Origin of the sequence: Nannocystis pusilla (genome assembly GCF_020073745.1) — a bacterium.
Taxonomy (GTDB): domain Bacteria; phylum Myxococcota_A; class Polyangia; order Nannocystales; family Nannocystaceae; genus Nannocystis; species Nannocystis radixulma.
The window spans coordinates 226,750-242,152 of record NZ_JAIRAU010000043.1 but is presented as its reverse complement, the minus strand read 5'-3'; the positions used below and the strand labels follow the sequence as shown (position 1 = coordinate 242,152).

Below are 15,403 nucleotides of genomic sequence, written 5' to 3'. Positions count from 1 at the left end.
TATCGCAGAGAACGTGCCTCACGGCCGTGACTCAGGGATTAACGAGTAAGTTTCAAGATCTTACCGAAGGCCGCCCGGGATTGGCCAGCACAATTTTCTATCCACACCTATAACTTTTGATAGATTCGGAGCGATATGCGCAAGCCCACGGTCGTCCTGGGCATCCTCGGCTCCCAGATGGACATCGGCGGACGCAACCGCTGGGACCGCTGGCGGCCCACCGTCGACCTTTGCCGCCACGACGACCTCATCGTCGACCGGCTCGAGCTCATCCACGGCAGCAGCCACACCGAGCTGGCCGAGGCCGTCACCGTCGACATCGCCCAGGTCTCGCCGGAGACCCGCGTGCGCCTGCACCGCCTCGATTTCGCCGATCCATGGGCCTTCGAGGTCGTCTACGCCGGTCTCCTCGACTTCGTGCGGGCCTACCCGTTCCGCCCCGACGACGAGGACTACCTGGTGCACATCACCACCGGCACGCACGTGCAGCAGATCTGCCTGTTCCTGCTGACCGAGTCGCGCTACCTGCCGGGGCGGCTGCTGCAGACGATCCCGCCGGCGCGCCGCGACCAGGGCGACCCAGGCGCCTACGCGCTGATCGACCTCGACCTGGCCCGCTACGCCCCGATCGCCGCCCGCTTCGCCGAAGACGCCCGCGCCGGCGAGTCCTTCCTCAAGGCGGGGATCGCCACCCGCAACGCCGCCTTCAACGACCTGATCGCCCAGATCGAGCAAGTCGCCGGGGTGACGCGCGCGCCGATCTTGCTGACCGGCCCGACCGGCGCCGGCAAGACCCGACTCGCGCGCAAGATCTTCGAGCTCAAGCAGAACCGCCACCAGATCCGCGGCGGCTTCGTCGAGCTCAACTGCGCCACCCTCCGCGGCGACGCGGCGATGTCGGCGCTGTTCGGCCACGTCCGCGGCGCGTTCACCGGCGCCGTCCGCGACCGCTCCGGCGTGCTCAAGATGGCCGACGGCGGCCTCCTCTTCCTCGACGAGATCGGCGAGCTCGGCGTCGACGAGCAGGCGATGCTGCTGCGCGCGCTCGAGGACCGCGTGTTCCTCCCGGTCGGCAGCGACCGCGAGGTCCGCAGCGAGTTCCAGCTGGTCGCCGGCACCAACCGCGACCTGCGCTCCGACGTCGCCACCGGCCGCTTCCGCGAAGACCTGCTCGCGCGCATCGACCTGTGGTCGTTCCGCCTGCCGCCGCTGCGCGAGCGTCGCGAAGACGTCGAGCCCAACCTCGACTACGAGCTCGAGCGCTGGTCTCAGAGACATGGCCGAAAGGCCAGCTTCTACGGTCAGGCGCGCACGGCCTTCCTGAAGTTCGCCACCGCCGCCGACGCGGTGTGGTCGGGCAACTTCCGCGACCTCGCGGCCGCCGTCGAGCGCATGGCGACCCTCGCCCCCGGCGGCCGGATCTCCGTGCGCGAGGTCGAGGCGGAGATCGCCCGCCTGCGCGCCGCCTGGTCGGGCATCGCCCCGCACGCCGGCGAGGACCTGCTGACGCGCCTGCTCGGCCGGGAAAAACTCGCCGAGGTCGACCCCTTCGACCTCGTCCAGCTGGCCGAGGTCGTGCGCGTGTGCGCGGCCGCCCGCAGCCTGTCCGACGCCGGCCGCACGCTGTTCGCCGCGTCGCGCCTGCGCAAGCGCTCGAGCAACGACGCCGACCGCCTGCGCAAGTACCTGCAGCGCTTCGACCTCGAGTGGGCCGACATCCACCCCGAGGACGCCTGATCGCGTGTCCGAAGACGCGGGGCCTGAAGAACTCGAGTGGGCGGACGAGGGGGCGGCGCGGCGGGTCCCACCGCGCCGCCCCCTCGTCCGCCCTGCGGAGATCGTCGCCAGCCCCGCTTGTCGCCATGCGTATCGTCCGAGATCCGCCCCGCGACGAGCTCGACCGCGCGCGTGGGCGCCCGGTGTAAGCGGCCCCGGCTCGCCGCGTTCTGGTCGCGCACCTGGACGAACGCCATGCCCCGCACCAACCTCGTCGCCTCGCTCCTCCTCGCCTCCGTCGCCGCTCTCGCTGCCTGTCACAAGTCGTCCGACGGGGCCCATTTGAGCGCCCCCGAGTCGGCCGGTTATGCCCCTGCGGGCCAGCAGTACCGCATCAGCGCCACCCCGACGAACGCAGACGCGGCCGGCCCGATCGCTCCCGGCGGCGGCGAGGCCAGCGTGGGCGGGGCGCTGGCCGAGCGCGAGCGCCAGCAGTCGCGCGGGCTCGGCACCGCCTACGGCGAGCAGCGCTCGAGCTCCGTGCGCGGCACCCGGTTCGAGCGCGCCGACGCCTACAACCCGGACCTGGTGCTCAGCCTGCGCTACAACGACGCCGAGGGCGTCAGCCAGATCTCCCACCACAAGACCGGCTCGCCGTACCTCCAATCGGCGATCCAGCAGAGCAACCCGGTCACCGTCACGCTGCGCGACGAGTACGGCGCGCCGCTGTCGGCCGCGCAGGTCGGCGGCGATGTCTACGCGATCGGAGAGATCGGCGCGCGTTACACGATCGGCGTCGAGAATCACAGCCCGCAGCGGCTCGAGGTCGTCGCCTCGGTCGACGGCCTCGACGTCCTCGACGGCGGCGAGGCCGACTTCCACAAGCGCGGCTACGTCGTCGCCCCGTACACCAGCTTCGCCATCGAGGGCTGGCGGACCTCCGACGACACCGTCGCCGCCTTCCGCTTCAGCGACACCGACGCCGGCTACGCCGCGCAGATGGGCAAGCCGCGCAACATCGGCGTCATCGGCGTCGCCTTCTTCCGCGAGGCCGGCCACGCCCACGACGACATCTTCCGCCGCGACACCGCCGACCCGTTCCCCAACCGCTACGCCCCGCCCCCGCCGGCCTACCGCGGCTACTGAGACCGCTCGTCGTGCGACATCGACCCGCCGCCGCGAGGCGCTGTGACAGCGACGTGCGAGCGGAAGACTCCTGACAAGAAGCAGCGCCGGCCGGTTCACTGAACCGGCCGGCGCTCTTTCTTTTCGTTCTACTCCGTCGTCAGCACCACGCCGGCGCCGACGGTCTTGCCGCCCTCGCGGATGGCGAACTTCATGCCCGGTTCGAAGGCGACCGGCTTGCCGAGCTTGAAGCGGACCGTCGCGCGGTCGCCCGGGGTCACCGAGCCGAGCGCGCCGACGTCGAGGATCGCCGTCGAGTCGCAGGCGCCGAAGAAGAACTGCGGCGAGTAGCCGGTGCCGAAGCCGGTGCGGCGGCCGCCCTCCTTCTCGGTGAGCGTGAAGATCTCCGCCGTGCCGGCGAGCCGCGGTTGCATCGAGTCGGGGGCGATCACCACCTGGCCGCGCTCGACCTGGTCGCGGTCGACCCCGCGCAGCAGCATGCCGACGTTGAGCCCCGCGCGGGCCTCCGGGATGTTCTTGTGGAACATCTGGATCCCCGTGACGACCGCCTCCAGCGGGCGGCCGTCGACGCGCCCGACCACCTGGATCGGCGTCCCGGTGGCCAGGGTCCCGCGCTCGACCCGGCCCGTCACCACCGTGCCGCGGCCGGCGATCGTGTGCACCCCCTCGATCGGCATGAGGAACGGCCCGTTCACGTCGCGCTCGGGCACGCTCATGCGGTCGAGCTCGGCGAGCAGCGCGAGGATCGATCGCTCGTCCTCGCCCCGCAGCGCCTGCAGGGCCGACCCGCGCACGAACGGGATGCCGTGGAAGCCCTGCCGCTCGAGCATCTCGCCGACCTCGAGCTCGACCAGCTCGAGCATCTCGGGGTCCGCGACGTCGACCTTGTTGAGGAACACGACCATCTGCCGCACGCCGACCTGGCGGGCCAGGAGGATGTGCTCGCGCGTCTGCGGCTGCGGCCCCTGGCTGGCGTCGACCAGCAGGATCGCCGCGTCCATCTGCGACGCGCCCGTGATCATGTTCTTCACGTAGTCGGCGTGCCCCGGGCAGTCGATGTGCGCGTAGTGGCGCTCGGCGCTCTCGTACTCGACGTGGGCCGCGTTGATGGTGATCCCGCGCTCGCGCTCCTCGGGGGCGTTGTCGATGTCCTCGAAGGCGCGGGCCTTCGAGCCGAAGCGCGCCGCGCAGACCCGGGTCAGGGCCGCGGTGAGGGTGGTCTTGCCGTGATCGACGTGGCCGATCGTGCCGCAGTTCAGGTGGGGCTTGATGTTCATGACATGCTCACATGTTCTCCTGGTCCTCCCAGGTCTACGCAATGGAGCGCCTCGGGGAATTGACCCGAGTCGCGCGGAGGGAAATCGATCACATGTCCTCTCGGACATACGACCGAGAAGACACGGCCGGCGCGAGGCGACGACGAATCGGCCGAATCGCGCGCGCGATTCGGCGATCGGCGAATGCTGCGAGTCGGCGCTGACGCGCCGGACGTCGCGGCGAGCGCCGTCGTCACCTCACGGAGGTGCCCGCACGCGGGCGCCTGCCGGATTCTTCAGTTTATTGGGTCCTGCAGCTCGCCCGGAGCCGCTGTGTCAGAGACACAACAACGCCAGGAGCTGCGGCTGCAAGAGCGCGAGCTGCGACTGAGCGATGTTGTTGGCTCCGAACATGACGGACGACGAGATAGCAGGACCTCGCCGCGCCGTCAAGCGCTGCTGGCACGATTCATGTCCCGCGCCGGCGACTCCGCGGAATCGCGCGACGGCTGCCTCTATCGATTCGGAGCGCGCCGAATCAGAAGTTGATGCCGCCGCCGAACATCACGCCGGAGAACGTCGGGGCCGCGCCGAAGTTGAAGCCGCGCTTTCGCAGCTTGGCCATCGTCGGCGTCTCGCGGTGGACGAACATCAACGTGGTGAACGCGATCGTCGAGGCGAGGGCGATGCCGCCGACCACCAGCAGGCCGGTGGTCGCCTTGGCCATCTGCTCGCCGCGGGTGCACTGGTTGGCGACCGCGGCGTTGGTGACGCCGTTGCCGAGCGGCGCGCGGGCGTTGGCACAGATGTCCTCGCCCTCGCCGTAGCGCACGTTGTCGTCGGGGTTGTCGTTCTGCGTGTACGAGTCCTGGGCCAGCTGCAGCATCTTCTTGAAGACCGGCCCGTTCGGCTTGCGCCACGCCATGAACAGCCCGAGCGACGCGCCGAACGCCAGCACGGCGACGCTGGCCGAGGCCGCGAGGCCGGCCTTCTTCCACGTCGGCTGCTCCTTGTAGCGGCCCCACACCAGCTTCGACCTGTCCGGCTGCGGCTCCGGCTCCGTCTGCTCCGGCTCGGCGACCGGGCCGCTCGGCGCCGCGGCCTTCTCGGCCCCGAGCACGCGCCCGACCAGGTCCTTCGCGGTCGCCTGCACCTGCCCGGCCTCGAGCGCCGACGCCGGGTACTCCGCGGTCACCGCCTCCTTCACGTTGGCGCCGGCCACGTCGAGCAGGTTGAGCTGGACCACGAACCCGCCGCCGCTCTTCGACAGCGTCCCGTAGACCATGTTGTCGACCCCGAGCGTGCGCCCGCCGTCGGCCAGGCACTTCGGCGACGGCGGCTCGTCGCAGCCCATCGTCATCTTCAGCTCCGACAGCGACATGTCGCGCCCGCCGCCGACCCCGCGGGCCGCGAACTCCGTCTGCAACGCCTTCGTCAGGGCCGCCGCCTTGGCGGCGTCGTCGCCCTCGAGCGTCAGCACCGACCCCTTGCCGGACACCGGCGCGGCGGCCGCGGTCGCGGGCAGGCTGAGCGACAGGGCCAGCGCCAGGGAGAGTGCGGCCTGGGACGGAGACAGTCGGCGCGGACGAGGCGACATCGGGGCCCAAACGTCGCACGGGACGCGCCGCCAGGGAAGAGGCCCGCGTCATCAGGCCCCCCGCGGACGGCTGCTCTCGCCCCGGTGTGCACGATTTTTCCCGCCGGCCCCGGCCTTACGGATCGCGGTTGCCGGTTTTGCCGGACGCGCCGACGCGGCATCATCGCCGCGCGTGCCCCCCGGGCTCCCCCCACCACCCGCTCCCCCACTGCGCCTGCGCCACAGCCTCGCCGCGCGGATCACCGCCCTCGTGGTCCTCGTCGTGATCACCAGCGCTGTCGCCTCGCTGCTCATCATTCGCGAGCTGCGCGCCCTCAAGGTCAGCTTCGACCTGCTCACGATCATCTACGTCAAGTTCAACCAGGACCTCACCACGGCCTATCGCCAGTCGGTCCGGATCAGCACCCACGCCCGCGAGCGGCCCAGCAGCGAGGCCCAGCGCATGAGCCCCGGCACCGAGGCCACCCTCGCCGAGGCGCTCGAGATGCGCGCCGAGCAGGTCCAGCAGGCCCGCTCGGTGCTCGACAGCGCGATCGCCCACCCCGAGCGGATCGGCGGCGAGGAGGCCGTCCGCACCCTCCGCGATTTCCGCGAGGTCCTGAGCCGCCTGGAGGACCTCGCCGCCGCGGCCGCCAACCAGAACCCGGCCGAGGCGCTGGCGGACGTGCGCACCCAGAACGAGATCAGCGAGCTGTTCCGCCGCCTCGACGACCAGGTCTCGCGCGCGATCATCGACCTGCAGAGCCAGGTCACCGAGCGCGAGCGCGAAACCGAGCGGACCATCGCCCTGCTGACCGCCGCCACCGCGGTCATGGCCCTGCTCGCGGCCCTCGGCGTGATCTGGACCCTGCGGCCGCTGCGGCGGCTGGCGACCAGCGTGCGACAGCTCGGCGAGGGCGACTGGGCCCAGCGGGTCGCGGCCCCCGGCGCCCTGCGCGGCGACGAGGTCGGCCGGCTCGCGCTCGAGTTCAACCACATGGCCGAGGCGCTGCAGGAGCGCGAGCGCCGGCTGATCCGCGGCGAGCGCCTCGCCGCCGTGGGCCAGCTCGCGGCCCAGGTGACGCACGAGATCCGCAACCCGCTGTCGAGCGTGGCCCTCAACGTCGAGCTGCTCGACGACGAGATCGCCTCCGCGAGCCCCGAGGCGCAACAACTCCTGCGCAAGATCACCGCGGAGATCGATCGCCTCACCGCGATCACCGAGGACTACCTCGGGCTGGCCCGCCGCAAGCCGCCGGAGCGCGTGCCGACCGACCTCGCGGCCGAGCTCCACAGCTTGCTCGACTTCATGGGCGAGGAGCTCGCCGGCGCCGGCATCGAGGTCGAGGTCGACGTCCCCGGGCCCGCGTGGGTGCTGGGCGACGCCGGGCAGCTGCGCCAGGCCTTCATGAACCTGCTGCGCAACGCCCGGGAGGCGCTGCTCGGCCGCGCCGGGGCCGCCGACGACGTCGGCGACCTCGGCGATCTCGCCTCGGACCTCGCGCGGACCCCGAGGATCGCCGTGCGTCTGCGCCAGGGCGCGGGCGTCGTGCGCGTCACCATCGAGGACAACGGCCCCGGCCTGCCGGTCGCCGACGTCGACAAGGTGTTCGAGGCCTTCTTCACCGCCAAGCCGCAGGGCACCGGGCTCGGGCTCTCGATCGTCCAGCAGCTGGTGCAGGACCACGAGGGCAGCGTCCGCGTCGCCGCGACCGGGCCCGCGGGCACCGCCTTCGAGGTCCAGATCCCGGCTTGCGCTCCTCCGGCCCCCTCCGTATCCTCGGCGGGCGTACCCGTCTAGGACCGCACTCCGCCCATGCCCATCCGCTCGCTCGTCGCCTCCGCCCTGTTCGCCGTGGTCGCCTCGCTCGGCTGCAACTTCATCATGAACCCCGACGGCGACGGCATCTTCCGCTGCGACAACGCCGACGACTGCGACGTCCCGCTGGCCGACGCGCTCGCCGACAACCGCACGCAGTCGCGCTGCGCCGCGGGCGGCGGCGGCGGCGGCGGCTTCACCCAGAGCCAGGACAACAAGGTCTGCAGCATCGTCGACCTCGAGAGCGTCTCGTGCAACCCGAGCGTCTTCACGAGCGACGAGAGCACCGAGGTCTCCAAGACCTACGCCGAGGCGGTCAAGCAGAACGGCGCCTACAGCGCGTGCCTCGCCGAGAACTACGGCACGGCCGGCTGCCCGCCGAACGCCGGCGCCTGCGACTCGGGCCTCGAGGTCCGCACCTACAGGGCGCTGAGCGGCGACGCCGACAACCCTGAGCAGAGCGAGTTCAAGGTGTGCGCGCCCAAGGGCGTCGACGCCGTCGCGCCCAACAGCGCGATCCGCCAGTTCGACGTGCTCGACCAGCACTGCCGCTCGTACTTCTGCGACGACTCGTTCGTGTGCAACCGCGGCAGCGGCAGCAGCAGCGGCTGGCGCTGCGTCCGTTGTGACCCCGACAAGCCCTACGGCAACGGCGGCTGCGGCACCATGTTCCTGCAGGGCGCCCCGTCCACCGTCTACACCGACGATCTCGGCGGCGACGCCTGCCTGGCCAAGGCCGACTTCGACAAGACCAGCTTCGGCCCCGTCGTCCAGGCCCCGGCCCCGAGCCCGTGAGCCCGTCCGGCGGCGCCGGTCCTCGACCCGCCGGCCGACCTCGGTCGTGGGGCCCACCAGCCCCTTCGGACATGTCCCCTCGACCAGCCGACGCGCCCCGCCCATTCGCGGAGCTTCCCGGCCCCGGGGCGCTGCGATAGACTCCCGCGCCGATGGCAGCCACCGCCGGCGCGTTTGAACATGTCCCTTCGGCCAGCCCGGGCCTGCTGCAGCTGCTCCGCGGCGCCGAGGTGTTCGCGCCCGCCCCGCTCGGCACCTGCGACGTCCTGCTCGCGGCCGGCAAGATCGCCGCCATCGCCCGCCAGCTGCCGGCCTTGCCGCCCGAGCTGGCCGGCGAGGAGCACGACCTCCGCGGCCGGCGGCTCGTCCCGGGGCTCATCGACGCCCACGTCCATCTGATCGGCGGCGGCGGCGAGGCCGGCCCGAGCACCCGGGTCCCGCCGGTCGGCCTGTCGCAGCTGTCGCGCGCCGGCATCACCACCGTCGTCGGCGTCCTCGGCACCGACGGCACCACCCGCACCGTCGCCGACCTCGTCGCGCGCACCCTCGGCCTGCGCGACGAGGGCCTGTCCGCCTACTGTTACACCGGCAGCTACGAGCTCCCGGTCCCCACCCTCACCGGCAGCGTGCGCCGCGACCTCGTCTACATCGACCCGATCATCGGCGTCGGCGAGCTCGCCCTGAGCGACCACCGCTCCTCGCAGCCCACCCTCGACGAGCTGCTGCGCGTCGCCGCCGACGCCCACGTCGGCGGCATGATGGCGAACAAGGCCGGCATCGTGCATTTGCACATGGGCGACGGCCTGCGCGGGCTCGACCTCGTGCGGCGGGCCCTCGACACCAGCGAGCTGCCGCCGCGGGTCTTCCACCCGACCCACGTCAACCGCAACCGGCGGCTGTTCGCCGAGGCCGGCGAGCTGGTGGCGCGCGGCTGCAGCGTCGACGTCACCGCCTTCCCGCCCGAGGATGACCCCGGGGACAGCCTCTACGCCGCCGACGCGATCGACCGCTGGATCGCGCAGGGCTTGCCGGTAAGCCGGCTCACATGCAGCTCAGACGGGGCCGGCTGCATGCCCGTCTTCGACGCGCACGGTCACATCTGCGCCATGGACGTCGGGCGGCCGACCACCCTCAGCGACACCCTGACCGAGCTCTTGGCCCGCGGCCACGACCTCGCCGTCGTCCTCCCGATCTTCACCAGCAACGTGGCCGGGCTGCTGCGACTTTCGCACAAGGGCAGGCTCACGCCGGGGGCCGACGCGGACCTCGTCGTCCTCGACGACCACGGTCACATCGCCGGCGTGATCGCCCGCGGACGATGGCTGATCCGGGGCGGGCAAACAGTGGTATGCGGGCCCTTCGAGAGGTCTGCCACGTGAGCCCAGCACGTATCGAAGAGCACCACAGCCGCGGGTGGATCGTCCCCGTCGGCGGCGCCGAGGAGAAGGAGCAGGACCCGGTCATCCTCCGTCGCTTCGTCGAGGTCAGCGGCGGAGCGGGCGCCCGCATCATCGTCATTCCCACCGCCTCGCGGCTCGCCGACACCGGCGCGCGCTACGAGAAGATCTTCCGCCAGCTCGGCGCCTACAGCGCTCGCGCCTTGCCGTTCGAGACCCGCGCCGACGCCGAGCGCGACGACTGGCTCGGCGCCCTCGACCAGGCCACCGGCGTCTTCTTCACCGGCGGCAATCAGCTGCAGCTCAGCACGATCCTCGGCGGCACGCCGGTGGCCAAGTCCATTCGTCGGCTCAACGCTCGCGGCGTCACCGTCGGCGGCACGTCCGCCGGCGCCGCGATCCTCTCGGAGCACATGATCGCCTTCGGCCAGGGGGGAGCGACCCCCAAGGCTGGCCTCGCCTCGCTCGCGCCGGGCTTCGGTCTGACCAATCGCGTCGTCATCGACCAGCACTTCCGCCAGCGCGACCGTCTGGGCAGACTGCTGTCGGTCCTCGCGTTCAACCCCTTCGCCGTCGGCATCGGCCTCGACGAAGACACCGCCGCCTTCCTCGGCCCCGACGACGTGATGCACGTCGACGGCGCCGGCGCCATCACCCTGGTCGACGTCGCCGGCCTGGAGCACTCGTCGATGGCCTTCGCAAAACCCGGCCAGCCGATCTGTCTGACCGGCATCAAGCTGCATATCCTCACCAAGGGCGCCCGCTATAACTTCGTCACCCGCGAGGCCGTCCCGCCGCTGCCGCCGCCCGACGACGACGACTGACCGGCGGCCCCACCGACCCGTCGCCCCCCGGCGTTCATCCACCTGACCCAAGGGACATCATGCAGATCCTCGAGCGTCGCGTCTACCGCGGTCCCAACCTCTACGCCCACTTCCCGGTCATCCGGATGAACATCGACCTCGGCGAGCTCGAGCAGTGGCCGAGCGCGACGATCCCCGGCTTCGTCGACGGCCTGCTCGCGGCGCTGCCGAGCCTGCAGCAGCACACCTGCTCGTACGGCGACGCCGGCGGGTTCGTCCGCCGCCTGCGCGAGGACAGCGGCACCTGGCTCGGGCACGTGCTCGAGCACGTCGCCATCGAGATTCAGGTGCTGACGGGCGCCAAGGTCAGCTTCGGCAAGACGCGCAGCACCGGCGCGACCGGCCAGTACTACGTCGTCTACGAGTACGAGGAGGAGCGCGTCGGCGAGGCCGCCAGCGACCTCGCGCTCGACCTCCTGCACTCGCTCTTGCCCGACGGCTTCGAGGGTCGCAAGGGCGTGCCCGAGGGCTTCGACTTCAAGTCGCGGCTCGAGGACCTGATCGCGTTCGCGCAGAAGCGCCAGTTCGGGCCCTCGACCGCCTCGTTGGTCCGAGCGGCCGAGCGGCGCGACATCCCGTGGATCCGCCTCAACGACCAATCGCTGGTGCAGTTCGGCCACGGTCGGTTCCAGAAGCGCATCCGCGCCACCGTCACCTCCGAGACGCGGCACATCGCCGTCGAGATCGCCAGCGACAAGGAGGAGACCAACAAGATCCTCGGCGACCTCGGCCTGCCGGTCCCGCGGCAGCACCTCGTGCGCACCGCCGACCGCGCGGTCGCGGCCGCGAGCCGGCTCGGCTTCCCCGTCGTCGTCAAGCCGCTCGACGCCAACCACGGCCGCGGCGTCTCGATCGACCTGCAGAGCGAGGTCGCCGTGCGGGCCGCCTTCGACAAGGCGCAGGAGCACAGCAACAGCGTCATCGTCGAGACCTACATCCCCGGCTTCGACCACCGCATGCTCGTCGTCGCCGGCGAGCTGATCGCCGTCGCCAAGCGCGTGCCCGGCCACGTCGTCGGCGACGGCGAGCGGACCATCGCCCAGCTCGTCGAGCTGGTGAACAACGACCCGCGGCGCGGCATCGGCCACGAGAAGGTGCTGACCCGCATCGAGCTCGACTACCAGGCGCGGCGCCTGCTCGAGCTCAAGGGCTACAGCGCCGACACCGTCCCCGCCGCCGGCGAGGAGGTGTACCTGCGCAGCACCGGCAACCTCAGCACCGGCGGCACCGCGATCGACCTGACCGACGTGTGCCACCACGACAACCGCGAGATGGCGGTGCGGGCGGCCAAGGCGATCGGCCTCGACATCTGCGGCATCGACTTCATCACCCCGGACATCACCCGCAGCTACCGCGAGGTCGGCGGCGGGATCTGCGAGGTCAACGCGGCCCCCGGCTTCCGCATGCACGTCGCGCCGACCGAGGGCACCCCGCGCGACGTCGCCGGCCCGGTCATGGACATGCTCTTTCCGCCAGGTACGCCGAGCCGGATCCCGATCGCGGCCGTCACCGGCACCAACGGCAAGACCACCGTCTGCCGCATGATCGCCCACATCCACAAGATGTCCGGCGCCACCGTCGGCCTGTGCACCACCGACGGCGTCTACATCGACGGCGAGCGGACCGTCGTCGGCGACATGACCGGCCCGGTCGCCGCGCAGATGGTCCTGCGCGATCCGCTGGTCGACCTCGCCGTCCTCGAGACGGCGCGCGGCGGCCTGCTGCGCGCCGGCATGGGCTACCGCGCCTGCAACGTCGGCGCCGTCCTCAACGTCACCGCCGATCATCTGGGCCTCGGCGGCATCGACAACCTCGACCAGCTGGCCGAGCTCAAGCGGATCGTCGTCGAGGTCGCGCGCGACTGCGCCGTCCTCAACGCCGACGACGAGCACTGCCTGCGCATGGCCGACTACACCCAGGCCACGCGGATCGGCTACGTCACCACGAGCCCCAAGCACGACCTCGTGCGCCGGCACATCCGCGCCGGCGGCCTCGCGGTCGTGCTCGAGGAGGGCATCAACGGCGACATGATCACCGTCTACGACCGCGGCTCGCACATCCCGCTGCTGTGGACGCATTTGATCCCCGCCACCCTCGAGGGCAAGGCGCTGCACAACGTGCAGAACGCGATGTTCGCCACCTGCGTCGCCTACGCCATGGGCGTCAAGCTCGAGAACATCCGCCAGGGCCTGCGCACCTTCGACAGCACCTACTTCCAGGCGCCCGGCCGGCTCAACGTCTACGAGGAGCTGCCCTTCAAGGTCATCCTCGACTACGGCCACAACCCGGCCGCGGTGCGGGCCATGGCGAGCCTGGTGTCGCGGCTCGACGTCAAGGGCAAGCGGGTCTGCGTGCTGGCGGCCCCCGGCGACCGACGCGACGCCGACATCGCCGAGATCGCCCGCCACGCCGCGCCGGCGTTCGACCAGTTCATCATCCGCCAGGACGACGGCCTGCGCGGGCGCGCCTCCGGCGAGGTCGCCGACCTGCTGCGCGCCGGCCTGTTGCAGAGCGGCGTCGGCGAGGAGCGGATCCAGATCATCCTCGACGAGCAGCGCTCGATCGACAGCGCGCTGGCGGCCTGCGACCAGGGCGACCTGCTGCTGATCTTCGGCGACAACATCTCGCGCTGCTGGAAGCAGATCGTCCGCTTCCGCGAGGATCGGTTCGCCCCGGCCAACCGGGCCGCCGCCACCTCGAGCGTCGGACAGCTCGCCGTCGGCCTGCCGAGCAACCCGACCGGGCACCTCGCCGGTCAGCCCGCCGGCCTCACCGGCCCGGTCAACGACGACCGCCCGCTCGAGGCTCGCGCCCCCGCCGCCGGCGTCGTCGAGGACGCCCGCGGCGTCCGCCTCGCCCGCGACGCCGGGCACGAGGACTGACCTGACCGGAGGGACAGCCGCATGCGCCTCCTCGACGCCCGCCGGCTGACCGGGGTCAACCTCGACCTCGACGGCCCCGGCGCGATCGCCGAGGTCGAGTTCGAGGCCGGCGACGACGTCGAGCAGGCGATCGACACCTGGGGTCTGTCCGTCACCCTCGCCACCCGCCTGCTCGGCTGGCTGACGCCGCCCGTCGTCCGCCGGTGGACCGCTCCGGGCGCCGCGACCCCGCGCGGCGCCAGCCTCACCTTCGCGGCCCCCGCCGACGCCCTCTACGTCGCCGTCGACATCACGGAGTGGGCCGTCGACAGCGCGATCCGCCAGCTCCGCGGCGAGCCGCTGCGCAACGTGTACGAGCTCCTGCCCGAGTGGGAGGCCGCCCGCGAGCGCGAGCGCGTGGCCACCCTGCCGGCCCTGCAGGCCGCCGCCGAGCAGCGCGGCGTCCCGCTGCTGCTCGACGACGAGACCGTCTCGCTCGGCGCCGGCGCCGGCTCGCGCGCCTGGCCGCGCTCGGCCGCGCCGGCCCCCGCGGATGTCCCGTGGGACAGCCTGCGATCGATCCCCGTCGCCCTCATCACCGGCACCAACGGCAAGACCACCACCGCGCGGCTCCTGGCCCGGATCGCCCGCACCGCCGGACATGTCCCCGGGAACACCTCGACCGACGGCCTCGCCGTCGCCGAGCAGGTGGTCGAGACCGGCGACTGGACCGGCCCCGGCGCCGCGCGGATCGTCCTCCGCGACCCCCGGGTCACCCTCGCCGTGCTCGAGGTCGCCCGCGGCGGGATCCTCCGCCGCGGCCTCGCCGTCGACCGCTGCGACGCCGCCTGCATCACCAACGTCAGCGCCGACCACCTCGGCGAGCACGGCATCGACGACCTCGCCGGCATGGCCCGCGTCAAGGCCGTGGTCACCCGCGTCGTCGCCCCCCACGGCCGGATCGTCCTCGGCGCCGACGCCCCGGCCGCCGTGTCGCCTGCCGCTTCGGGCATGTCCTCGAAGACATTGCCACTGGAGCATGCCCTGTCGGGCATGTCCTCCGAGACACAGCCCGCCCCCGACATCGCACCTGCCGTTTCGGACAGCCCGCCCGCCGGGGCCTCCGCGCTGCTCGACCTGCCCGCCGCCGAGTTCCCGGCGCCGGTCGTGTGGTTCTCGCGCGACGCGGCGCACCCGCAGCTGCTGCGGCACCGCGCGGCCGGCGGCGAGGTGTGGTTCGTCTCGGCCGCCGGCGCCTTGACCCGCGGCCGCGGCGCCGAGCCGGACGTGCCGATCGTCCCGATCGCCGAGCTGCCGTTCTGCTTCGGCGGCGCCGCCACGCACAACGTCGCCAACGCCCTCGCCGCGGCGGCGCTGGCGAGCGCGCTCGGTCTGTCGGATGAGGCCATCGCCGCCGGCCTGCGCAGCTTCGTCGACAACCCCGGCCGTGCGCAGCTGGTCGAGCTCGAGCACGCCAGGCTGTTCCTCGACTTCGCCCACAACCCCGCGGGCATCGCCGGGCTCGCGCCGCTGCTGGCGCAGATCCGCGCCGGCGCGCGGCTCCTCGTCAGCCTGGGCATCGCCGGCGACCGGCGCGACGACGACATCCGCGACATCGCGCGCGCCGTCGCCTCGCTCGGGCCGGACCTGGTGCTGACCCGCGACCTCGAGCACTACCTGCGCGGCCGGGCTCCGGGCGAGGTCCCGGCGCTGCTCGAGGAGAGCTTCGCGGGGCTCGGGATCGCGTGCGAGCGGGTCGACGGCGAGGTCGCGGCGATCCGTCGCGGCCTGGCGTGGGCGCGGCCCGGCGACGTGGTCGCCATCCTCGTCCACGTCGACCGCGACGAGGTCTGGGCCGAGCTGCGCGCCCGCGGCGTGACGGACGAGGCCGGTCTGCGTCGATCCGGGCGCCCCGGATCGACGTAGAGGCGTGACGGCAGAGGCGTGACGGCCTCGCCCGCTCGCCATGCTTGA

At 72.3% G+C, this 15,403-nt stretch carries 10 protein-coding genes; 8 read left to right on the top strand and 2 right to left on the bottom strand.

Annotated elements, in window-relative coordinates:
• The first annotated feature begins 135 nt into the window (after nucleotides 1-135).
• Together rtcR and K7C98_RS30425 are read left to right on the top strand one after the other, a co-directional pair.
• A complete protein-coding gene (rtcR, locus tag K7C98_RS30430) occupies nucleotides 136-1,737 on the top strand; it encodes an RNA repair transcriptional activator RtcR (protein ID WP_224195313.1) in 1,602 nt (533 codons plus the stop codon).
• Between the two features lie 234 nt (nucleotides 1,738-1,971).
• Nucleotides 1,972-2,862, top strand: a complete 891-nt coding sequence (locus K7C98_RS30425) for a hypothetical protein (protein WP_224195312.1) — start codon at nucleotides 1,972-1,974, stop codon at nucleotides 2,860-2,862.
• Nucleotides 2,863-2,990: 128 nt separating this feature from the next.
• Here the strand turns inward: K7C98_RS30425 and K7C98_RS30420 are convergent, their stop codons facing one another.
• Both K7C98_RS30420 and K7C98_RS30415 read right to left on the bottom strand, forming a co-directional pair.
• Entirely contained in the window at nucleotides 2,991-4,139 is a 1,149-nt protein-coding gene (locus K7C98_RS30420; protein ID WP_224195311.1) for an elongation factor Tu, read from the bottom strand.
• 517 nt (nucleotides 4,140-4,656) lie between these two features.
• Nucleotides 4,657-5,715 (bottom strand): hypothetical protein, encoded by a 1,059-nt coding sequence (locus K7C98_RS30415; protein ID WP_224195310.1) that lies wholly within the window; start codon nucleotides 5,713-5,715, stop codon nucleotides 4,657-4,659.
• A gap of 172 nt (nucleotides 5,716-5,887) precedes the next feature.
• On the opposite strand from K7C98_RS30415, the gene K7C98_RS45110 reads away from it, so the two are divergent.
• The 6 genes from K7C98_RS45110 to K7C98_RS30385 all read left to right on the top strand — a co-directional run bounded on the left by K7C98_RS45110 (nucleotide 5,888) and on the right by K7C98_RS30385 (nucleotide 15,355).
• On the top strand, nucleotides 5,888-7,495 hold the full coding sequence (locus K7C98_RS45110; protein WP_224195309.1) for a sensor histidine kinase: 1,608 nt from the start codon (nucleotides 5,888-5,890) through the stop codon (nucleotides 7,493-7,495).
• Between the two features lie 15 nt (nucleotides 7,496-7,510).
• Nucleotides 7,511-8,308: a hypothetical protein gene (locus tag K7C98_RS30405; protein WP_224195308.1), complete on the top strand. Its 798-nt coding sequence runs from the start codon at nucleotides 7,511-7,513 to the stop codon at nucleotides 8,306-8,308.
• Nucleotides 8,309-8,460: 152 nt separating this feature from the next.
• Nucleotides 8,461-9,687, top strand: a complete 1,227-nt coding sequence (gene iadA / locus K7C98_RS30400; RefSeq protein ID WP_224195307.1) for a beta-aspartyl-peptidase — start codon at nucleotides 8,461-8,463, stop codon at nucleotides 9,685-9,687.
• Nucleotides 9,684-10,529 carry a cyanophycinase gene (locus K7C98_RS30395; RefSeq protein WP_224195306.1) on the top strand — a complete coding sequence of 282 codons (846 nt, stop codon included), beginning with the start codon at nucleotides 9,684-9,686 and terminating at the stop codon, nucleotides 10,527-10,529. Before iadA ends, K7C98_RS30395 begins: the two co-directional genes overlap by 4 nt.
• Nucleotides 10,530-10,588: 59 nt before the next feature.
• Nucleotides 10,589-13,450 carry a cyanophycin synthetase gene (gene cphA, locus K7C98_RS30390; RefSeq protein WP_224195305.1) on the top strand — a complete coding sequence of 954 codons (2,862 nt, stop codon included), beginning with the start codon at nucleotides 10,589-10,591 and terminating at the stop codon, nucleotides 13,448-13,450.
• A 21-nt stretch (nucleotides 13,451-13,471) separates the two neighbouring features.
• Nucleotides 13,472-15,355, top strand: coding sequence for a Mur ligase family protein (locus tag K7C98_RS30385; RefSeq protein ID WP_224195304.1), 1,884 nt, complete (start codon nucleotides 13,472-13,474; stop codon nucleotides 15,353-15,355).
• The last annotated feature ends 48 nt before the right edge of the window (nucleotides 15,356-15,403 follow it).